Here is a 19,735-nt window from a genome sequence, read left to right as displayed (position 1 = left end):
CGCTTCCCAGACATGAATCCACGCATCCTCACCGCGCTGCTCGCGCTCATCTCTTCGTCCGTATTTGCTCAACGGCCCAATGTCGTCGTCTTCCTCGCAGACGATGCTGGCTGGGGGGACTACGGTCATTCCGGGAACAAGATGGTCGCCACGCCGAACATTGACTCCATCGCGAAAGGAGGCGTTTCTTTGGACCGGTTTTTTGTTTGTCCTGTCTGTGCGCCCACTCGCGGTGAGTTCCTCACGGGCCGCTATCATCCACGCGGCGGAGTGCGTGGCGTTTCCACCGGGCAGGAGCGTCTGGATCTCGGTGAAAAAACGCTCGCCGATGCCTTCAAGGCCGCCGGTTATGCCACCGGAGCTTTTGGGAAATGGCACAACGGCAGCCAGTGGCCCTACCACCCGATGGCGCGTGGCTTTGACGAGTATTTCGGCCACACCTCCGGTCACTGGGGCGAGTATTTCGACGCACCGCTGGAGGAGAATGGCCGCATGATCCGCACCCAGGGCTACATCGTGGATGTCTGCACAGATCGCGCCCTCGGCTTCATCGATAAAAACAAGACCAAGCCCTTCGTCTGCTACATCCCATTCACCACGCCACATTCGCCCTGGGCTGCGCCGGAAGCGGACTGGAAACGATTCAAAGACAAGCCCATCACTCAAACCGCCACCCAGGCAGCACAGGAAGTGGCGGATGAAACACGCTGCGCTTTGGCGATGATCGAAAACCAGGACATGAACGTGGGGCGCGTGCTTTCGCGGCTGAAGCAGCACGGCGTCGATGACAACACCATCGTCGTCTATTTCTCAGACAACGGCCCGAACAGCAACCGCTGGACCGGCGGCATGAAAGGTAAGAAAGGCACCACCGATGAAGGCGGCGTGCGCTCCGTCTGCTACATCCGCTGGCCGGCGAAACTGCCCGCCGGACACACGGTCACACAGATCAGCGGTGCGATTGATCTGCTGCCGACGCTCACCGCGCTGGCGGAGGTGAAACGTGTCGGCGACAAACCACTCGATGGCCGTGACCTCACTCCTCTTCTCATGAAGCAGTCCGTCGAATGGCCGGAGCGCATGATCTTCTCCACCTGGGCGATGAGCGCGAGCGTGCGCACACAAACGCATCGCCTCGATAATGCGGGCCAGCTTTATGACATGATCACCGATCCCGGCCAGACCACGCCGATCAACGACAAGGAACCCGCACTGGCGGCAAAACTCACCGATGCAGTCAAAGCCTGGCGTCAGGATGTGTTCGGTGCCACCGCCGCCTTGCCAAAGACCAAAGGCGACAAAAAGAAAGGCGGCAATGCCGTCGATCCGCGACCGATCCCTGTCGGTTATCGTGAGTTTCCCATCACCATGCTGCCTGCGCGTGATGGCGAACCACTCGGCGGCGTGCAGCGCAGCAGCGGCGCTCCGAACTGCTCGTATTTCGTGAACTGGACGAGCATGGAAGACCGCATGGTCTGGCTGCTCGACGTCCACACCGCCGGGAAATATGAAGTCACGGTGGACTACACCTGCAAAGTGCCCGACGCCGGTTCCACCATCGAGCTGGCTTTTCAAAATGCGAAACTCAGCGGCAAAGTCGCCCCCGGCTGGGACCCGCCGCTCTACACGAATCAAGACACCCTGCCGCGTCCGCATGGCGAGAGCACCATGAAGGAATTCCACACGCTGAAGCTCGGCGAGATCACCCTTCCCGAAGGCAAAGGCCCGCTTACTCTCCGCGCCCTCGAAATCCCCGGCTCGTCCGTCATGGACGTGCGCCGCGTCACCCTCACCCTGCTGCCTTGATCACCTCCCGCTCTTATGAAGACCATCCTCACCTTCTTTTCTATCCTCGCCCTCAGTTCGTCACTCATGGCTGCCAGGCCGAACATCCTGTTCATCGCCATTGATGATCAAAACGACTGGATCGGTCACCTCGGCGGGCATCCGATGGCGAAGACGCCAAACATCGACAAGCTCGCCGCACGCGGCACCACCTTCCTGAATGCGCACTGCAACATGCCGCTGTGCAATCCCTCCCGCACCAGCCTTCTGCTGGGACTCCGGCCCACCACCACAGGAGTTTATGGCTTGTCGCCCTGGTTCCGCACTTTGCCAGAATGGAAGGACCGCGTCACCCTGCCGCAGCACTTTGAAAACAACGGCTACCGCACCTATGCCACGGGAAAAATCTACCATGGCGGCACGGGTGGCGGAGGCGGCAAAGGCAAGGGTAAAAACAAAGGCGCTGCATCCAAGCCCGAGTTCCAGGTCACCGCACCGTATGGCGGCGTGGGCACGAAACCTCCGACCAAGCTCACCCCGCCGGCACCCATGGGAAACCACCCGCTCATGGACTGGGGCGTGTGGCCGAAGGACAACGACGACACAGGCAAAGGTGATTACCAAGTCGCCTCGTGGACCGTGGAGCAGATCAAGTCCGCGCCGAAGGACCAGCCCTTCTTCATTGCCGCCGGATTCTTCCTGCCGCATGTCCCGTGCTACGCCACGCAGAAGTGGTTCGATCTTTATCCCGATGACGACAGCGTGCTGCCAAAGATCCTCGAAAACGACCGCGAGGACACGCCGCGCTTCTCCTGGTATCTGCATTGGGAACTGCCTGAGCCGCGCATGAAGTGGATCAAGGAGAACAACCAGTGGCGGAACCTCGTCCGCAGCTATCTCGCCTGCACCAGTTTTGTCGATTCGCAGATCGGCCGCCTCATGACCGCGCTGGATGAAGCCGGTGTCGCCGACAACACCATCGTCGTGCTTTGGGGGGATCACGGCTGGCATCTCGGTGAAAAAGAGATCACTGGGAAGAACACACTCTGGGATCGCGGCACCAAGGTCCCGCTCATCTTCGCCGGCCCCGGTGTGAAAGGCGGCCAGCGCTGCATGCAGCCTGCGGAGTTGCTCGATATCTACCCCACGCTCATCGACCTCGCCGGCGTGCCAAAGCGGGAAGACATCGAGGGTCTCAGCCTCACTCCACAACTCACGGACGCCGCCGCCAAACGCGAGCGTCCGGCCATCACCAGCCACAATCAGGGGAACCACGGCATCCGCAGCGAGCACTGGCGCTACATCCACTACGCCGACGGCAGCGAGGAACTCTACGACATGGTCAACGACCCCAACGAATGGCACAACCTCGCCGCCAAACCCGAGCACTCCGCCATCATCGCCGAGCACAAAAAATGGCTGCCCAAGACCGACCTGCCACCCGCTCCAAACAGTGCCAGCCGCGTGCTCACCTATGACAAGAAAACCGACGAGGCCATCTGGGAAGGCAAAACCGTAAAACGCAGCGATCCGATCCCTGAGTGAAGCACAGCCATCGCTCCAGCCCATCATCACCCGCCATGAAACGCATCATCGTATTGCTCTCGGCTCTCTGCCCCTTCGTCGCTGCCGCCGACAAGCCGAACATCCTATTCCTCTTCGCCGATGACTGGGGGAAATACGCCAGCATCTACGCCGAGGTCGAGGGCAGGGGCGGCATCAACGATGTCGTGCGCACGCCAAACTTCGACAAGATCGCCAGACAAGGCGTGCTGTTTCGCAACGCGCATGTGAACGCGCCCTCCTGCACGCCCTGCCGCAGCTCCTTGCTCTCCGGCCAGTATTTTTGGCGCACCGGTCGTGGTGCCATCCTGCGGGGGGCCGTGTGGGATGAAAAGATCCCGTCTTATCCGCTGCTGCTTCGTGACAGCGGCTACCACATCGGCAAGACCTACAAAGTCTGGGGCCCCGGCACACCCAGTGACGCGCCCTACGGCCAGCAGCAGTACGCGTTTCAGAAAGCTGGCGGGCGCATCAACCAGTTCTCCGGGAACGTGACAAAAATGCTCGCCGAAGGCAAGGCGCTCGACGCGGCGAAGGAAGAGCTTTATGACGAGGCCCGTGGCAACTTCCGCGACTTCATCGCCGCGAACAAGGAGAGTAAGCCATTCTGTTATTGGTTTGGCCCCACGAATGTGCATCGCAAATGGATCAAGGGCAGCGGCAAGAAGCTCTGGAACATCGATCCAGACACACTGAAGGGCAAGATGCCGCCCTACCTGCCGGATGTGCCCGAAGTGCGCGAAGACCTGGCAGACTACTTTGGCGAGATCGCCGCGTGGGATGCCAGCATCGGCGCACTGCTCGCTGAACTCGACAAGACCGGCCAGCGCGACAACACGCTCATCGTCATCAGCGGCGACCACGGCGCCCCCGGCTTCCCGCATGGCAAATGCAATCTCTACGGCTTCGGCACCAACGTCTCGCTCTCCGTCACCGGCCCCGGCGTCAAAGGCGGACGTGTCGTGGATGACTTCGTCTGCCTGCCCGACCTCGCCCCCACCTTCCTCGAAGCCGGTGGCGTGCCTGTGCCGGACGTGATGACGGGCCGCAGCCTGTGGCCCATTTTGAAGTCAGACAAATCCGGCCTCGTCGATGCCGCACGCACGCAGGTCTTCACCGGACGCGAGCGCCATGTCGAGATCGCCCGTGCTGACTATTCGCCCTACCCGCAGCGTGCCATCCGCACCGCTGATCATGTGCTCATCATCAACTTCCGCCCGGATCGCTGGCCCATGGGAGATCCTTACAACCTGCAAGACGGCAAAACACCTTCCGTCGAAGATCTCGAAAACGAAACCCGCATCACGCACCCCGATGAAGATGCCGGTCCCACAAAGTCCTGGCTCGTCGGCGTGCGCAACACCCCGGAATGGAAAGCGCACTACGAGTGGGTCTATGGCAAGCGCCCCAAATACGAACTCTACGATCTCAAAGCCGATCCCCACGAGACCAAAAACCTCGCCGATGATCCCGCCAGCGCCGCCGTGAAAGCCGACCTCGAAAAACGTCTGCTCGCCGAACTCACCCGCACCGGCGATCCCCGCATGATTGACGGTGGCAAATACTTCGAGACCCCGCCGCTCTCCGGCCCCACGCAGGATGAGAAGGCTTTTTGGGACAAACAAAAACCCAAAGGCAAAGCGAAGGCCAAGGGCAAGTGAGTTCCCGTGATGACAGTATAAAGAAGGGGTATCCGCCCTTTGTCGCCTGCTTCTGTGCATGACAGGCCACGCTCTTGATTCTTCCTGGAAAAAGCGGCTCGCTCGGCTGCTGACGCAGCTTTGTTCTGCTCACTGACTTCACCCGCTCCACTTCTGGATCGAGATTCGTTGCAGCAAACTTCTTCGACCCTACAAGCTGATTGATGGGGCTGAGATCATTCAGGAGCGGGCGGCGGAACTGGTGATCGAGTTTATCCAAAAGGGCAGCGTCAGCCGTCTGAATGTGGCGGGACCGCGAGCGAGCAAGTGTCCTGAAGCCTATGTTTATGTGCGTGTGGTGATCGAGAAAACGATCGTGTCGGTCATGAATGCCGCGTCCCTTTGATCAAGCCAGGATGCCCTTTACTGGATGGTGCTCCTCGACGCCGGTGAGGCGCTGGTCGAGGCCCTGGAACTTGAAGCTGAAGCGGGTGTGGTCGATCCCCATGAGCTGGAGGATCGTGGCGTTCAGGTCGTTGATGTGGACGGGGTCTTTGGCGATGTTGTAGCTGAAGTCGTCGGTCTCGCCGTAGGTGGTGCCGCCTTTGACTCCGGCTCCGGCCATCCACATGCAGAAGTTACGCGGGTGATGATCGCGCCCGTAGTTGTCTTTGGTTAGTGTGCCCTGGGAATAGACGGTGCGGCCGAACTCGCCGCCCCAGACGACGAGCGTGTCATTAAGTAGGCCGCGCTGTTTGAGGTCCATGACGAGGGCAGCGGTGGCTTGGTCGGTGTCTTCCATCTGGCCGCGCAGGAGCTTTGGCAGGTTGTTATGCTGATCCCAGCCGCGATGCAGGATCTGCACGACGCGGGTGCCGCGCTCGATGAGTCGTCGGGCCATGATGGCGCTGTGAGTGAAGCTGCCGGCGCGGTTCACATCGGGGCCGTACATGTCCAGCGTGGCTTTGCTTTCCTTGCTGAGATCAGTGAGCTCCGGCACGCTGGTCTGCATGCGGAAGGCCATCTCGTAATTGGCGATGCGTGTCTGGATTTCGGGATCGCCGATGCGTGCGTGGTTGATCTCGTTGAGCTTGCTCAGCGCGTTCAGCATCGTGCGGCGATCACTGGGATCAACGCCAGGCGGGTTCTTCACGTAGAGCACGGGATCACCCTGGCCGCGCAAGGCCACGCCAGTGTATTTGCTCGATAAGAAACCGCTGCTCCACATGCGCGTGAAGAGGGCCTGCGCCTGGCTGGCGGCAGGGAAGGTGGGCGTGAAGACGACGAAGCTGGGCAGGTCATTGCTCTCGCTACCGAGGCCATACGCGAGCCATGAACCAAGGCTGGCCTTGCCCGGCACCTCGCTGCCGGTCATGACGAAGGTGCAGGCGGGATCGTGATTGATGGCGCTGGTGTGGACGGTGCGCATGAGCGCGATGTCATCGACGATTTTGGACGTGTGCTTCAGCAGTTCGCTGGCCCACATGCCGCTCTGTCCATACTGCTGAAACTTGAACATCGACGGCGCGACGGGCAGCCGCGACTGGCCGCTGGTCATGGTGGTGATGCGCTGGCCGTTGCGCACACTCTCCGGCAGGTCTTTGTCAAAAAAGGCCTGCAATCCCGGCTTGTGATCCCACAGATCGAGCTGCGAGGGCGCGCCGTTCATGTGCAGGTAGATCAGACGTTTCGCCTTCGGCGCAAAGTGAGGTAAGCCAGGCAGCGGCGGATGCACCTGCGCTACGGCTCCGTGAGCAAGATCAAGCCCCATCATGGATGCCAAAGCGATGCTCCCCGCACGCAAACCGGTCTGGCCGAAGAACTGACGGCGCGTCTGCTGAAGATGGAAATCGAGGAGGGGATTCATGGGCAGGCTAATACGTCGGAGACGCCTGCGAGTTAGCAGGCAAAGCCGAGAGCACTGAACACGCCAGTCAGATCCTCGGGCAGAGGCGCTTCGATCATGGTCTTCAAACCGGAGGCGGGGTGCTTGAACTCCAGGCGATGGGCGTGGAGGGCGAGACGCTTTAGGCCGAGCGACTGACGCAGGCGTTTGTTCATCGAGAAGTCGCCATACACATCGTCGCCCGCGAGCGGATGCTGGCGGGAGGTGGCCTGGACGCGGATTTGATGGGTCTTGCCGGTGATGAGATGGATGTCTAGCAGGCTGAGTCGTTCTTGGGCATGGTGGGCTTTGACCTCGTAGCGTAGTTCGGCATTGGGCGGGCGGCTTTTGATGACTTGCGTGCGCACGCTGCCACCGGCGCGCGCGGTGCCGAGGTGATCCAGCCAGATGCCTTTCGGCGGCAATGAACCACGCACGAGGGCGAGGTAATGCTTTTGGATGGCGTCTTCTTCAAACAAGGCACGGCAGCGCTCGGCGGTCTTTTCATCCAGAGCGGCGAGCAAGGCACCGGAGGTATCCTGATCGAGACGATGGATGAGCCAGACCTTGCCCGCAGGCCCCTCGAAGCATCGGCGGTCGAGGTCATACTTGCCCTCGAAGGCGGCGCGATTTTTGGGATCGAGGCGCGCGGAGTTCGGGTGCGAGAGTACGCCTGCGGGCTTGTTGATCACGATGATGAAACGATCCCGGTGAAGGATCGGACATTGGGTGATCAACGGTGCTGCGTCGGGCATGGGCGGCGAAGTTTAGCCAGCCTCAGATGACTCAAGCCGCGATGTAGTCGGCGAAGGCACCGATGATGACGGTGACGGACATGGCTCCGGCGTCGGGGAAACCGATGCAGGCGTCGCCGAGGGTTTTGGCACGGCCAAACTTGGCGACCATGGCCTTGCTGGCTTCGAGTCCATCGAGTGCGGCGGTATTAACGGCGGCGATGACTTCGGGGAGGGATTGCACGGCGACTTCGGCGGCTTTTTCAGCGGCGGGCTGCATGGCATCGACGACGGTTTTGTCGCCAACGGCGGCTCCACCGCGCTGCTTCACGCCATCGACTCCGGCTTGGAGAAAGGCGGCGAGACCAGCGGAGTCGAGGCTGTCTTTGCCAGCGAGGGCTTTGCCGCCATTGCGGAAGAAGGTACCGAAGATGGCTCCTGAGGCACCGCCCATGCTGCTCATCATTTTGGTGCCGACGATGACGAAGGCTTTCTCGACGGATTCGACATCACCTGCTTCGAGACCTTCTTTGGCGGCGGTCATGCCGCGCTGCATGCCGAGGCCGTGGTCGCCATCACCGAGATTGCGGTCGGCTTCGGAGAGCTGGGGCTCGGCGGCGATGATACGATCGCAGGCGAGGATGAGCATGGCTTTGACTTCGGCGGGGGAGAGGCTGGTTTTCGGCATGGCGGGCGGATGGTGAAGGTTTGTGGGCAGGCGTCAAGGACGGAGACACGCGGGTCAAATCCTGCCGCTGGCTTTGAGGTCGAGATAACGGTTGGCGAGGGCGATGGGGAGGTGCTGGGCGGTCTCGTCCACGGTGGGAATGTGGCGGGCCTCCAGCGTGCGGAGGACCTGGGCGCGCTGGCTTTCGTAATGACTGAGCGCGCCGTAGCTGAGGGCGTCCTGGATATTGGCGATGGGACGGGCGGCGCGGGTTTCCATCTCGGCTTCGCGCAGGGTGGCGACGAGGACGATGTGTCGCTTTTGCAGAAGATGGACGGCTTTGCTGAGGTGGCTGGTGTCCTCAGTGCGGAGATTCGTGAGCAGGATGATGAGGGCGCGGCGGCGCTGGAGGGCCATGACGCGCTCGGCGGCCTCGATGAAGTCGCTGGGCTCAGTGGTTGCTTCGTAATCGTAGAGGTGATTCAGCAGGCGCGGCATGGCTGGCAGGCCTTTGACGGGCTTCAGCCAGCGCTGGATACCGCCGAATCCGGCGACTCCGACTTCATCGCCCTGGCGGAGGGCGATGTAGGAGATGAGGAGCATGGCATTGAGGCAGTGGTCGAACTGGCTGAGCTCGCCATCCATGGCGCGCATTCGGCGGCCGCAGTCGGGGACGAGGAGGACGCTCTGGTCGCGCTGCTCTTCGAATTCGCGGCTGATGAGTGCCTGTCGGCGGGCGGTGGCCTTCCAATCGACTTTCGAGAGCACGTCGCCGTCCTGATAGTCGCGGAGCTGGTGGAAATCGAGCGTGGCACCCCGGCGGCGGCGTTTGATGATGCCCATCTGCTCTTCTCGGTTGGCGGTGGCGAGCAGGGTGTAGCGGACGATGGGCTCGTAGTTCGGGTAGCAGCGTGTTTCACTCGGCGAACCAGGGCGGTAAAGCCGATGCCAGAGGCCGAAACTGGACCTGACGAGTACATGGGCCGGGGCAAAGGTATGCTGGCCGCGGCGGGTGAAATGCGCCTCGTAGGAGAGTTCCACGGGTTCGCCGGGAGGGAGGGTGAGTGTCCAGGGCAGGCCGATAGCTTCGGCTTCGGCGGGCAGGCCATCGTGGACGGTGACGTGCAGGGGCCGCGCCAAAGTGTGGCGGAGAGAGAGGGTGACGAGGTCTTTCACCCCGAGGGCAAAACGACCGGGAAGGGTGCGGGTGAGTGCCAGTCGATCCGCCTTTGGCAGCGTAAGCCAGTCGATGAGTGCAGCGAGGAGGAAGGCGGTGCCTGCGATGATCCAAAGCACCTGCAACTGGGACCAAATCGACGCGGCAAGACCGAGCAAGGTCCAGACGACGACGAGTCGGAGGGTGAGAGAGGTGGGGCGCACTGAAAGAGAGGAAGAGGGAAAACCGGTGACTTGGCGAGCCCAAACTGCGTCGGCTCAATCGAAGACGACGGTCTTGTTTCGATAAACGAGCACCTGATCCCGAGCGTGCCACCAGAGGGCCTTGGCGAGGACGGTCTTTTCCAGATCGCGCCCGAGGCGGACGAGATCCTGGACGGTGTCTTCATGGCTCACGCGCATGACATCCTGGTGGATAATGGGACCTTCATCGAGGTCGGCGGTGACGTAGTGGCTGGTGGCCCCGATGATTTTGACTCCACGCGCGTGGGCTTGATGGTAGGGCTTTGCCCCTACGAAGGCCGGCAGGAAGCTGTGGTGGATGTTGAGGATCTGATTGGGAAACGTAGCGATCATGGCCGGGCTGATGATCTGCATGTAGCGGGCGAGCACGACCGTGTCGATGCGCTCCTTTTTGAGCAGTTCGATCTGGGCGGCCTCCTGCTCCAGCTTGTTTTCCTTGGTGATCGGGAAGTGGTGGAAGGGGATGCCGAAGCGTTCTGCCGCAGGGCGGAGGGTGTCGTGGTTGGCCACGATGAGGGGGATGTCCACCGGCAGGTCGCCAGCCTCGTGGCGGGCGAGGAGGTCGTAGAGACAGTGATTTTCCTTGGTCACGAAAAGGGCGATGCGCTTACGCTGGCTGGCGAAGTGGAGGCGCATCTGCATTTCATGACGCCGAGCCATGGGCTGGAGACGGGAGAGGATCTCCTCTTTCTCCAGGGTGAAGTTCTCCAGACTCCACTCGAGGCGCATGAAAAAGGCGTCCTGATCGGGATCGATGTGCTGCTGGAGGTCGATGATGTTTCCTCGATGGGAGAAGATGAATCCCGTGACATCATGGACCAAACCTGGGCGGTCGGGACAATGGATAAGAAGCGTGGCGGTGTCGGGCATGAGGAATAAGCGGATTGGAGCATGGGAGAGGACATGCCTGGAGACAAGGGAGAAGGAGTGTCGTGTGAAACCGACGAGGGAGGATGAAAAAGAGGGTTGTCAGGCGATCTCCAGAATGTTGGAATCGCTGAATGCCCTTCTTTCAGCGCGTTTTAGGTCTTGTGCTTTTGTCCGGTCTCCTGGTTTCCTGCCAAGTAAAGCCGAGGGCATTCCCCGAGGCGACGCCTGAGCCCAATTTGGAGGTCGTCCAGACACAGCACGGAATGGCATCCTACTACCGGGATCGTCGAACGGCGAGCGGGGAACCATTCCGAGCCTCGGCTTTGACCGCAGCCCATCGTTCCTGGCCAATGGGAACCCGGGTGAGAGTGACTCATCTAGGAACCGGGCGGAAAGTCATCGTGCGCGTCAATGACCGGGGGCCACATACACGAGGACGGATCATCGATCTGACCCCGGCGGCAGCAACCGCCATTGGGCTAAATTCCAGGCAAGGTCTGGCGAGGGTCAAACTGGAGCGACTGGAATGAAAGAGTTTGAATCTGAAACGCTTGGATATCTCCCGAAGTCGGCACATAAAAAAGTCTTTACATGGTCATGCCAGTATGGTTCAACTCAATGAATTATAGCAGAATGCGACTTTGCTTCGCGTTATTTTCCACTTCCGAGCTCTCAACCACACCACTCATGAACAAAGCCCCGATCTATGTATTGCTGGCAAGCGCTTGCCTCCTCACTGTCTCTATTGCCAAGTGGAGCAGGATTCCGGGCGTTGATAATAAGCCAGTGAACATGTCTCTCTCCGTGGCTGGGACTTCGGTTGCGAGTTCCAACGGACTCAGCCCTGCCAGCGGGTTGACCGTGGGTGATCCCCTCAAAGCGATCAACATTGTGGCGGGCAAAAGTGAAGCCATCCTCAAATTCTCGATTCAGTCTTATGTCGAGAAAGCGACCTTCGTCAGTGATGGATTAGAAGGTAAAGTCAGTGCGTCATTGAGTGCGGATGGCAAGGCATGGAATGCCGCCACCAGCACAGTTTTTTCCCCGGCTGATCGCAATGTCGTCCTGAACATGAGCCGCTCTGCTGGCCGTTACTTGCGTCTTGAATTCGAACTTGTCCGTGGCGGCACCATCCGCAGCTTTCAAGCTTTTGGTGCCTATTCTGAATCTGATTTCAAACTTACGGAGTCCCCTGACAATAATGCGCCTGCTATCAACCTTGCCTCTGGCCTGGGTGGTGGTCGCCTCATCTATGTGAATCCCGAGAGCTATGGAGACCGCAATGATGCGGTGGTTTACAATCAAATCGAATTCCCTGAGTCTGATGAGAAATACCGCACAGCCGTTTATGACCTCGGCCAAGTGCGTTCATTGTCGGAATTTGGTTCGGTGCATTCTCCTCGCCCTGTGCGCTTGAGCATTTATGCATTTGAGTCACTTCCGGAGAAAGAAGACTGGCGTGGTCGCCTCGCCTTTGACTCGACTATCTTCGACACTGCGGAGCCTGTGGCATCGGGTGAAGAAACGTCGGGGTCTGGCTCAATCAAGGTTAAACCCAAATCAGTCGTCAAAGCTCGCTATGTAGCTCTGCGCTGGGAGCCGGATTTCAACCCGCCTGCCTTCTCAGTCTCTGGGCCATTCATTGGAAGCACTGGTTACAGTGTCGGCCCTGGTGGTGGTAGTCGTGGGCCTCTCAGTGGTGGTCAACAGGGTGGGCAAGGTGGAACCGGCCAAGGCGGTGATGCAGGTGCTGGCCAGACAGGGGGTCCCGGTAGTTTCATGAGCAATTCGCTTTCTAATGCTGGAACCGGATTTGCCGCCAGCGGTGGAACTCAGAGTAACTAGTGAAGCATCAGTGCTGAAATAAGTTTTTCATCTGGGCGACGGAAAAATCCGTCGCCCAATTCATTTCAGGCTCTTCTCAGTTGTCCACAGCCTGTTTAAGACAAATCAAGTCAGCCACCAGCAGAAGCTTCCGCTGGGTACAGGGAGAACTTCAGACTTGCCGCGAAGCTGCATCTCGCCGTGATCGAGTGTGCCGTTCTTGCCGAACTGCTGGAGCAGCAGGTGATGCAGGGAAATGGGTGTGAGTTCAGGCGTGTGGCAGGATAGCAGAAGCCCGAGGGGCTCGGACGACATGAGCTTACCGAGCAGGGAGAGCAGGGGAGGAAGGTCGCTCTCGATCTTGAAAATCTCGCCTTTGGCACCGCGACCATAGCTCGGCGGGTCCAGAATGATGAGGTCATACTGGCGCTCGCGGCGTTGCTCGCGTTCGAGGAACTTCGTCACATCATCGACGATCCAGCGGATGGGTTTGTCATCGAGTCGATTCAGCGCGGCGTTTTGGCGCGCCCAATCGACCATGCCCTTGCTGGCATCGACATGACAGACCTCCGCTCCGCCATGGGAGGCGGCCAGCGTGCTGCCACCGGAGTAGGCGAAGAGATTCAGCACGCGCGGTGCGCGACCGTGCTTCTTTAAATAGGCGGCACAGACCTCGCGGATGCGTTTCCACTGGTCCCGCTGCTCAGGAAAGATGCCGAGGTGGCCGAAGTCTGTGCTGCTAAGCTTGAAGCGGGTACCATCGACGTCGATGTCCCAGGTGTCAGGCAGATTGTCCCGTCCACGCCATTGATTGCCACCTTCACGGAAAAAGGTGGCGGTGGCCTGACGCCAGATGGTATCGGGCAGAGTTTTTGCCCACACAGCCTGAGCACAGGGCCGCGAGAGCACGACAGAGCCGAAGCGCTCGAGTTTCTGAAAAGTGCCGCTGTCGAGGAGTTCGTAACCGTTTGTCATGAATGCGTTTGGTATCTCACAAGATTCCCGGATGTGCAGCGGCGAATACGGAGAATTTGAGTGGTGCCCCTACACAGAAACAGCTCGGAAACGGATTTCCGAGCTGTTGGTGATCGTTCAGGACGATGAGTGAGATCAGCCTGCGGCTTCGATCTCGGCTTCCATCTTCTTTTTCTCGCGCTGGCGGGTGCTGGAGTCCAGCGTGCGCTTGCGGAGACGGAGGTTCTTCGGGGTGCATTCCACGAGTTCATCGGGGGCGATGTACTCGATGGCGCGCTCGAGGCTGAACTTCATGGGCGGGGTGAGCTGGATGCCTTTGTCACCACCTGCGGCACGGAAGTTCGTGAGCTGCTTCGCACGTGTGGGATTCACGGGCAGGTCGTCGGTGCGGGGGTTTTCGCCGATGATCATGCCGTCATAGACGAGATCGCCGGAGGTGACGAAGAGCTTGCCGCGGACCTGGATGGTATCCAGCGCGTAGGAGGTGGCTTCGCCGCCTTCAGTGCTGACGAGCGTGCCTGTGCTGCGCGTCTGCATGTGTCCGGCGTGCGGGGCGTACTCGCGGAAGAGATGGCTGTGAATGCCGTGACCGCTCGTGAGATTCATGAGCTCGAACTCAAAGCCGATCAGACCACGAGTCGGGATGTAGGCCTGCACGGTGGTGCGGCCGTTGTGGGCATTCATGTCTTCGATGCGGCCTTTGCGCTCGGAGATGCTCTTCATGACCGGGCCGAGGAAGTCATCCGGCACGTCGAGATAGAGAGTTTCAAACGGCTCACAGGTAACGTCGTTGATCTTCTTGGTGATGACCATCGGGCGGGAGACGAGGACTTCGAAGCCTTCGCGGCGCATCTGCTCCACGAGCACGGCGATCTGCATGGCACCACGAGCGCTGACATCGAAGATACCGGCGGTTTCGGTGTCTTTGAAGGAGAGGGTGACGTTCATCTTCTGCTCTCGGTCCAGTCGGTCACGGATCTTGCGGGAGGTGACGTGTGTGCCTTCGCGGCCAGCCAGCGGGCCGTCATTCACGGCGAACTGCATGACGATGGTCGGCGGGTCGATGGCGACGAAGGGCAAAGCTGGCGCGTCTGCCGCACCGGCGATGGTTTGCCCAATGTCCACGTCCTCCAGGCCGCTGATGCCCACGATGTCTCCCGCGCCGCCTTCGACGGAGTCGCTGGTGGTAAGGGTGGTGTATTGGAAGACCTTAGTGACCTTGAAAGGCGTGGGTTTGTCCTCGGGCGTCTTGCCCAGGAGGAAAACGCGGTCGCCCAGCTTCACGGTGCCACGGGTGACTTTGCCGATGGAGACACGACCGACGAAGTTATCCCAGTCGATGTTCGAAACGAGCATCTCGAAGCTGCCTTCAAGTTCAGCCTTGGGTTCGGGGATGTGCTTGATGATCTGCTCGAGGATGAAGGTCATGTCCTTCTGCTCGCCATCGGGCTTGTCGGTGACCCAGCCAGCGCGGGCGCTGCCGTAGATGAAGGGAGCATTGAACTGCTCTTCGGTGGCTTCGAGTTCCATGAGGAGCTCCAGCACCTTGTCATGCACCTTCGCCGGTTCGATGTGCGGGCGGTCCATCTTGTTGATGAGGATGATGGGCTTGATGCCCTGCTGCATGGCCTTTTTCAACACGAAGCGGGTCTGCGCCTGCGGGCCTTCATAGGCATCCACGACGAGCATGACGCCATCGACCATCTTCATCACGCGTTCCACTTCGCCGCCGAAGTCAGCATGGCCGGGAGTATCGACGATGTTGATGATGTAGCCGTTCCAGTGGACGGAGGTGTTCTTGGCCTTGATGGTGATGCCCTTCTCTTTTTCCAGATCCATGCTGTCCATGGCACGCTCTGCGATGGCCTGATTCTCGCGGAAGTTGCCGCTGGCGCGGAGCAGGGTGTCCACGAGGGTGGTTTTGCCATGGTCAACGTGGGCGATGATGGCGATGTTCCGAATCTTTGAGGGGGGCGTCATGAGTCTCTATTTCTGGGGGGAGGGGGAAGGGGCGCGGAGGCTAGCAGGTTTGGCCCTTTTGGCAAACGAGGGTTTCGTCAGGCAAAACGGGCTCGGCTCTGATCCATTGAATCAGTTCGGAACTGCGGAAGGGAATCCTGATCAAGGTTCCGAACTTACCGCCTGCCTCTCAAAGGTGGTCTGCCGAGCCAATAAGTAGAAATACCCTCCAACGGAGCCAACCAGGAGCACGAAGACCACGATCAGCCAAAATCCAGGGATGAGCGGTGGGCTGAGGCGGCGGCGTGACATGGCGGGCAAGGATTACAGCGTTGTGGCAAGATGCTCGACGGCATTCTTCAGCAGCTTGAGCCCGATCTCCTGACTTTTTTCGGGGTGGAACTGCACCGCCATGAGGTTCGCTTTGGCAATCCCGGCGACAAAAGGCACGCCGTAGTCCGTGCGACAGAGCGCGAGGGAGTCATCCGCCACATCGGGGTAGTAACTGTGGACGAAGTAGAGGTGAGCAGGATTGGGGATGTCTTTCCACCAGACTGGCTTGTCTTCGGCCCAGGCGACTTTGTTCCATCCCATGTGCGGGATTTTCAGCCCGTGGGAAGCATCGAACTTTCTCACACGGCCCGGTGCCACGCCAAGACCCTCGAGGCCGGGGCATTCCTCGCTGGATTCAAAGAGGAGCTGGTAACCGAGGCAGATGCCGAGGTAGGGCTTTTCAGCCTTCAGCCAGGCGCGTAGAGGCTCCCAGAGTCCGGTTTCCCTGAGAATACGCACGCTGTCGCCAAACGCGCCTTGTCCTGGGAAGACGAGGACGTCGATGTCTCCGAACTGCTCAGGTTTGGTGACGAGTTTGGCTTCATAACCGATGGCGGCAAAGGCATTCACGACGCTGCGTAGGTTGCCAGCGCCGTAGTCGAGCACTCCGAGGTTCATGAATTACAGGACCTCCTTTGTGCTGGGAATGCCGGTCACTCGAGGGTCATGACGCGTCGCCATGTCAAGCGCACGGGCCAGACCTTTGAAGATGGCTTCGGCCATGTGGTGCGCATCGCGTCCGCGTTTGATCTCCACGTGCAGCGTGGCGAGCAGGCTGGATGAGAAGGCGCGGAGGAACTCCTCCACGAGCTGGTAGCTGAAGCGGTTAATCCCGCCAATAGCCTCCACTCGCTCCGGTGCGTGGTAGCTCAGGAAGGCCCGACCGCTGAGGTCGAGCGCTACCTCGGCCAGAGTTTCATCCATGGGCAGCAGCCAGAAACCATACCGAGTGATGCCGGCCTTGTTTCCCAGCGCCTCGCGGAAGCATTGCCCGAGCACGATGCCGGTGTCCTCCACCGTGTGGTGGTAATCCACCTCGATGTCGCCCACGACCTTCACTTTTAGGTCAAAGAGCCCATGCTTCGCGAAGAGAGTGAGCATGTGGTCAAAGAAAGGAACGCCAGTGTCGATCTGTGAAATGCCGGAGCCATCGACGGCCAGTTCGATCTGGATATCGGTCTCAGCCGTCTTGCGGTGCTGTTTCGCGGTGCGGGGTGTCTGCATGGAAGCTCATTAAACAGGCAGTGCCCATAGAGGTCAACGTGGGGATGGGATTTTGAAATCATGGTCGGCTCCCAACGCCATTCATATTAAGGCCGGAAAGACGCTATTTCGGCGAAGAAGATGGTGGCGAAATCCCCCGCGTTCTCTGAGTGGGTGGCAACGGATGTCAGAAAATTGTGAAAAATATGAAAATAATAGTAGAAGGGTTTTTTATGCTGGCTATAAATACCATACACCGAACGAAGATTCCCATCTGGGAATTGGAGTCGGCTCTCAAAATACCAACAGCCCAACATACCAAGATACTATGAAACAGACCAAAGTTACCTCCCTTAAGGCTGGCTTCAGCCTTGTTGAAATGCTCGTCGTGATCGCAATCATCGGCATCATCGCCGCTATCGCCATCCCGAACATCGGTTCCATCAATGACAGCGCTCGTGACGCTTCCGCTAAGCGCAATGCTCAGTCCGTCGCTTCCGTGCTGAACGCTGCCATCGCCGCTGGCGTGACCGCTACTCAGCTCGGCTTCACGGCTGACGTGGCTGCTGGCGACGGCACCGCCGTTACCTCCGTTGTGGCGATCGCCGAAACCGGCGTGGCTCCTTCTGATGGCGCCTTCCAGGGCAAAAACTTCACCGTTGGCAACATCGACGACGATGAAGCCAAGCTCGCTGGCAAGTATGTCAGCTACGACTTCGACAACCATCAGGTCGTTTACACCCCTGGTTCATAATCCTCTCACGGTTTAAAGCCGTCTGATCAAGACCCGCAGGAAGCAATTCCTGCGGGTTTTTTCGTGGCGCACATCGGAGGTAGCGGTGCTGCCGCCAGGCTCTCAATTTGAGAACGCGCCGCCACCTATCTCGAGAGGGCATCATCGAGGCCTTTCGAGCGGATGAGGACAAGGATAAGCGCCTGCGGCTGTTCGAGAGCGAGTTCGGGCAGGTTTTGCAACGCATGAAGCGCGAGGGGAACACCGTCTCCGTCATCCGCCACCAAGCGTGGAATCTGCGTTTCTGACATCGTGCGATACATCATCGACAATGCTGTTTAGCCTCAAAAGTGGCAGTGGTGCAAAAAGAAGCCCAACTCATAGAGTTGGGCTTTTCTTCGTAACTTTCTCAGGATGAAAATGGTGGGTAGGGCTGGGTTCGAACCAGCGTAGGCGTAAGCCAGCAGATTTACAGTCTTTGCTATGGATGTTTCAACGAGTTCGCTCATGTTTGATTGTGATCGCTTGAATGCCCGTAAAATAAAGGATTCGAGCGACGTTGATGCGAACATGAACAATCAAGAAAAGACAACAGCGAACCGCAAAAGTGCACAGCAAGTGCACAGCGGAAAGAAAGCTCTTCACCCCAAAACCAGCAAATTTTACTGGTTGGATAAAGTCAAACGGCCAACAAGTTCCTCTGGAGGAGTGTCGCCGCACTACGGCGTTCAGATCAAGCACCAGGATCGCCGCATGCGCTTCCCGCTCTACTCCGCCAGCGCTCTGGCTACAAGCGCACTGATCAAGGTCACACCGTAAACGAAAAGCACGAAAAGAACGAAAACTCCCCGCCGACAGAGGAAGACTTTTCGTGCAATTCGTTCTTTTCGTCTCCACCGCAGCAACGCCCCCGGCTCTCCGCCGCTGCTCTCTATGGGCCAGCCGGAGAGATCATCCGCCGCCTTGAGCCTGTCACCGAGGCAGACCCCGCCGCCATGTATGCCCAGCTCCTCGCTGGGGTGGGGAGCCTGATCGGAAATGCAGCCTACTTTGTGACGGATGGTGCCAGACATCACCCGAATCTCTTTACTGTCATTTGCGGACGCACTGCAAAGGCCAGGAAGGGCACCTCTTGGGCACGGGTGAAAAACGTGCTCTCCGAGCTGGATAACCTCTGGCTTACCACTCGCGTTAAATCTGGCGTCGTATCCGGAGAGGGCATCATCGAAGCCTTTCGAGACGATGAGGATAAACGACTGCTGCTGATTGAAGGCGAGTTTGGGCAGGTTTTGCAGTGCATGAAGCGCGAGGGGAACACCGTCTCCGTCATCCTCCGCCAGGCTTGGGATGGTTCACGCATTGCCGTTCTCAGGAGGAAAGATCCTATTGATGTCGATGGCGCGCATATCAGCATGATCGGCCACATCACCCTGCCAGAGCTTCACCGCCTGCTTGCCAGCGTGGAAATCAGCAATGGACTGGCAAACCGCTGTCTCTGGATATTCGCCGACCGGGAAAAACTACTGCCCGAGGGAGGCACCGTGCCAGACTTGAGTCAACCCCTCGCACAGCTTCACGCCGCCATCATCGCCGCCCGTGATCGTGGGCGCATGGAGCGCGACACCGCAGCGCGGGACTTGTGGGCGCGCATGTATGCCGACTTGAGCAAGGAACCACCCGGCAAGTTGGGGGAAATCCTTTCCCGAGGTGAAGCCCAGGTGATGCGCCTCGCCCTGCTCTTTGCCCTGCTGGATCAATCGCCCGTCATCACATGCCCACACTTAGAAGCCGCCCTTTCCCTCTGGCGCTACTGTGAAGCCAGCGCCGTCCACATCTTCGCCGACAACCTTCTCAGCCCCAAGGCTACCAAGATTCTCGAAGCCCTTAAAAGCGGCCCGATGACGATGAGCCGAGTGCATGAACTATTCGGCAGAAATACCTCAAAGGCCGAGATCGAAAAAGCACTTGCCGAACTTTCCGCTAAAATAGTGATCGAGGCCGGAGGAGTGGGAGGGGCAAGGGTCATACATCTCAAATCCTGACGCCCTAACTCCAACAGGCGGCAAACGTGCACCATCAAAGACTTGGCCACCTGCTTTACCATATGCACACCTTGACCGACCACAAACAGCCACAAACAGCCAT

At 59.2% G+C, this 19,735-nt stretch carries 19 protein-coding genes; 9 read left to right on the top strand and 10 right to left on the bottom strand.

The genetic code is table 11. The features are described 5' to 3' along the window. The first annotated feature begins 12 nt into the window (after nucleotides 1-12). The 4 genes from AC6FTP_RS14620 (at nucleotide 13) to AC6FTP_RS14605 (ending at nucleotide 5,394) form a co-directional block, all read left to right on the top strand. Nucleotides 13-1,806 (top strand): arylsulfatase, encoded by a 1,794-nt coding sequence (locus AC6FTP_RS14620; protein ID WP_497207658.1) that lies wholly within the window; start codon nucleotides 13-15, stop codon nucleotides 1,804-1,806. A 15-nt stretch (nucleotides 1,807-1,821) separates the two neighbouring features. Next, entirely contained in the window at nucleotides 1,822-3,330 is a 1,509-nt protein-coding gene (locus AC6FTP_RS14615; protein ID WP_497207657.1) for a sulfatase, read from the top strand. A 35-nt stretch (nucleotides 3,331-3,365) separates the two neighbouring features. Beyond that, the gene (locus AC6FTP_RS14610) at nucleotides 3,366-5,009 is read left to right on the top strand and encodes a sulfatase family protein (protein ID WP_497207656.1); all 1,644 of its coding nucleotides are present in this window, start codon (nucleotides 3,366-3,368) and stop codon (nucleotides 5,007-5,009) included. Nucleotides 5,010-5,166: 157 nt separating this feature from the next. Beyond that, nucleotides 5,167-5,394, top strand: coding sequence for a YpsA SLOG family protein (locus tag AC6FTP_RS14605; RefSeq protein WP_497207665.1), 228 nt, complete (start codon nucleotides 5,167-5,169; stop codon nucleotides 5,392-5,394). Here AC6FTP_RS14605 and AC6FTP_RS14600 read toward each other — a convergent pair whose 3' ends face one another. The 5 genes from AC6FTP_RS14600 to purU are packed head-to-tail and all read right to left on the bottom strand — an operon-like array spanning nucleotide 5,395 to nucleotide 10,563. Continuing rightward, a complete protein-coding gene (locus AC6FTP_RS14600) occupies nucleotides 5,395-6,855 on the bottom strand; it encodes a DUF1501 domain-containing protein (RefSeq protein ID WP_497207655.1) in 1,461 nt (486 codons plus the stop codon). 32 nt (nucleotides 6,856-6,887) lie between these two features. Beyond that, a complete protein-coding gene (locus tag AC6FTP_RS14595) occupies nucleotides 6,888-7,628 on the bottom strand; it encodes an RluA family pseudouridine synthase (protein WP_497207654.1) in 741 nt (246 codons plus the stop codon). A 31-nt stretch (nucleotides 7,629-7,659) separates the two neighbouring features. After that, nucleotides 7,660-8,295 carry a dihydroxyacetone kinase subunit DhaL gene (gene dhaL, locus AC6FTP_RS14590; RefSeq protein ID WP_497207653.1) on the bottom strand — a complete coding sequence of 212 codons (636 nt, stop codon included), beginning with the start codon at nucleotides 8,293-8,295 and terminating at the stop codon, nucleotides 7,660-7,662. Between the two features lie 54 nt (nucleotides 8,296-8,349). Further along, nucleotides 8,350-9,654 (bottom strand): DUF58 domain-containing protein, encoded by a 1,305-nt coding sequence (locus AC6FTP_RS14585; protein WP_497207652.1) that lies wholly within the window; start codon nucleotides 9,652-9,654, stop codon nucleotides 8,350-8,352. A gap of 54 nt (nucleotides 9,655-9,708) precedes the next feature. Next, nucleotides 9,709-10,563: a formyltetrahydrofolate deformylase gene (gene purU / locus AC6FTP_RS14580; protein ID WP_497207651.1), complete on the bottom strand. Its 855-nt coding sequence runs from the start codon at nucleotides 10,561-10,563 to the stop codon at nucleotides 9,709-9,711. Between the two features lie 131 nt (nucleotides 10,564-10,694). Between purU and AC6FTP_RS14575 the strand changes: the two genes are divergently transcribed. After that, nucleotides 10,695-11,093 (top strand): septal ring lytic transglycosylase RlpA family protein, encoded by a 399-nt coding sequence (locus tag AC6FTP_RS14575; protein WP_497207650.1) that lies wholly within the window; start codon nucleotides 10,695-10,697, stop codon nucleotides 11,091-11,093. 157 nt (nucleotides 11,094-11,250) lie between these two features. Continuing rightward, nucleotides 11,251-12,408: a hypothetical protein gene (locus tag AC6FTP_RS14570; RefSeq protein WP_497207649.1), complete on the top strand. Its 1,158-nt coding sequence runs from the start codon at nucleotides 11,251-11,253 to the stop codon at nucleotides 12,406-12,408. Nucleotides 12,409-12,513: 105 nt separating this feature from the next. Here AC6FTP_RS14570 and AC6FTP_RS14565 read toward each other — a convergent pair whose 3' ends face one another. The 4 genes from AC6FTP_RS14565 to hisB form a co-directional block, all read right to left on the bottom strand. Next, complete coding sequence (locus AC6FTP_RS14565; protein ID WP_497207648.1) at nucleotides 12,514-13,362, bottom strand: class I SAM-dependent methyltransferase; 849 nt, start codon at nucleotides 13,360-13,362, stop codon at nucleotides 12,514-12,516. 135 nt (nucleotides 13,363-13,497) lie between these two features. Beyond that, nucleotides 13,498-15,342 (bottom strand): translational GTPase TypA, encoded by a 1,845-nt coding sequence (gene typA / locus AC6FTP_RS14560; RefSeq protein ID WP_497207647.1) that lies wholly within the window; start codon nucleotides 15,340-15,342, stop codon nucleotides 13,498-13,500. A gap of 303 nt (nucleotides 15,343-15,645) precedes the next feature. Further along, nucleotides 15,646-16,272 carry an imidazole glycerol phosphate synthase subunit HisH gene (gene hisH, locus AC6FTP_RS14555; protein ID WP_497207646.1) on the bottom strand — a complete coding sequence of 209 codons (627 nt, stop codon included), beginning with the start codon at nucleotides 16,270-16,272 and terminating at the stop codon, nucleotides 15,646-15,648. A 3-nt stretch (nucleotides 16,273-16,275) separates the two neighbouring features. Next, nucleotides 16,276-16,878: an imidazoleglycerol-phosphate dehydratase HisB gene (gene hisB / locus AC6FTP_RS14550; RefSeq protein ID WP_497207645.1), complete on the bottom strand. Its 603-nt coding sequence runs from the start codon at nucleotides 16,876-16,878 to the stop codon at nucleotides 16,276-16,278. A gap of 307 nt (nucleotides 16,879-17,185) precedes the next feature. Here hisB and AC6FTP_RS14545 point away from each other — a divergent pair, with 307 nt between their 5' ends. Then, a complete protein-coding gene (locus AC6FTP_RS14545; RefSeq protein WP_497207644.1) occupies nucleotides 17,186-17,611 on the top strand; it encodes a type II secretion system protein in 426 nt (141 codons plus the stop codon). A 125-nt stretch (nucleotides 17,612-17,736) separates the two neighbouring features. On the opposite strand, the gene AC6FTP_RS14540 is transcribed toward AC6FTP_RS14545, so the two are convergent. Then, nucleotides 17,737-17,901 (bottom strand): hypothetical protein, encoded by a 165-nt coding sequence (locus tag AC6FTP_RS14540; protein WP_497207643.1) that lies wholly within the window; start codon nucleotides 17,899-17,901, stop codon nucleotides 17,737-17,739. A 196-nt stretch (nucleotides 17,902-18,097) separates the two neighbouring features. On the opposite strand from AC6FTP_RS14540, the gene AC6FTP_RS14535 reads away from it, so the two are divergent. Together AC6FTP_RS14535 and AC6FTP_RS14530 are read left to right on the top strand one after the other, a co-directional pair. Continuing rightward, on the top strand, nucleotides 18,098-18,409 hold the full coding sequence (locus tag AC6FTP_RS14535) for a hypothetical protein (protein WP_497207642.1): 312 nt from the start codon (nucleotides 18,098-18,100) through the stop codon (nucleotides 18,407-18,409). A gap of 176 nt (nucleotides 18,410-18,585) precedes the next feature. Beyond that, the gene (locus tag AC6FTP_RS14530; protein ID WP_497207641.1) at nucleotides 18,586-19,632 is read left to right on the top strand and encodes a DUF3987 domain-containing protein; all 1,047 of its coding nucleotides are present in this window, start codon (nucleotides 18,586-18,588) and stop codon (nucleotides 19,630-19,632) included. Nucleotides 19,633-19,735: the final 103 nt, after the last annotated feature.

Origin of the sequence: Prosthecobacter sp. (assembly GCF_044378005.1) — a bacterium.
Classification (GTDB): domain Bacteria; phylum Verrucomicrobiota; class Verrucomicrobiia; order Verrucomicrobiales; family Verrucomicrobiaceae; genus Prosthecobacter.
This window is presented reverse-complemented; position numbering and strand designations above follow the sequence as displayed.

Bases quoted from the DNA above. Each gene is read 5' to 3' on its own strand.
- hisB (WP_497207645.1), bottom strand. From the start codon at position 16,878: ATGCAGACACCCCGCACCGCGAAACAGCACCGCAAGACGGCTGAGACC.
- purU (WP_497207651.1), bottom strand. From the start codon at position 10,563: ATGCCCGACACCGCCACGCTTCTTATCCATTGTCCCGACCGCCCAGGT.
- AC6FTP_RS14620 (WP_497207658.1), top strand. From the start codon at position 13: ATGAATCCACGCATCCTCACCGCGCTGCTCGCGCTCATCTCTTCGTCC.
- AC6FTP_RS14565 (WP_497207648.1), bottom strand. From the start codon at position 13,362: ATGACAAACGGTTACGAACTCCTCGACAGCGGCACTTTTCAGAAACTC.
- AC6FTP_RS14530 (WP_497207641.1), top strand. From the start codon at position 18,586: ATGTATGCCCAGCTCCTCGCTGGGGTGGGGAGCCTGATCGGAAATGCA.
- AC6FTP_RS14535 (WP_497207642.1), top strand. From the start codon at position 18,098: ATGTTTGATTGTGATCGCTTGAATGCCCGTAAAATAAAGGATTCGAGC.
- typA (WP_497207647.1), bottom strand. From the start codon at position 15,342: ATGACGCCCCCCTCAAAGATTCGGAACATCGCCATCATCGCCCACGTT.
- AC6FTP_RS14545 (WP_497207644.1), top strand. From the start codon at position 17,186: ATGAAACAGACCAAAGTTACCTCCCTTAAGGCTGGCTTCAGCCTTGTT.
- dhaL (WP_497207653.1), bottom strand. From the start codon at position 8,295: ATGCCGAAAACCAGCCTCTCCCCCGCCGAAGTCAAAGCCATGCTCATC.
- AC6FTP_RS14600 (WP_497207655.1), bottom strand. From the start codon at position 6,855: ATGAATCCCCTCCTCGATTTCCATCTTCAGCAGACGCGCCGTCAGTTC.
- AC6FTP_RS14570 (WP_497207649.1), top strand. From the start codon at position 11,251: ATGAACAAAGCCCCGATCTATGTATTGCTGGCAAGCGCTTGCCTCCTC.
- AC6FTP_RS14575 (WP_497207650.1), top strand. From the start codon at position 10,695: ATGCCCTTCTTTCAGCGCGTTTTAGGTCTTGTGCTTTTGTCCGGTCTC.
- AC6FTP_RS14595 (WP_497207654.1), bottom strand. From the start codon at position 7,628: ATGCCCGACGCAGCACCGTTGATCACCCAATGTCCGATCCTTCACCGG.
- AC6FTP_RS14540 (WP_497207643.1), bottom strand. From the start codon at position 17,901: ATGTCAGAAACGCAGATTCCACGCTTGGTGGCGGATGACGGAGACGGT.
- AC6FTP_RS14615 (WP_497207657.1), top strand. From the start codon at position 1,822: ATGAAGACCATCCTCACCTTCTTTTCTATCCTCGCCCTCAGTTCGTCA.
- hisH (WP_497207646.1), bottom strand. From the start codon at position 16,272: ATGAACCTCGGAGTGCTCGACTACGGCGCTGGCAACCTACGCAGCGTC.
- AC6FTP_RS14610 (WP_497207656.1), top strand. From the start codon at position 3,366: ATGAAACGCATCATCGTATTGCTCTCGGCTCTCTGCCCCTTCGTCGCT.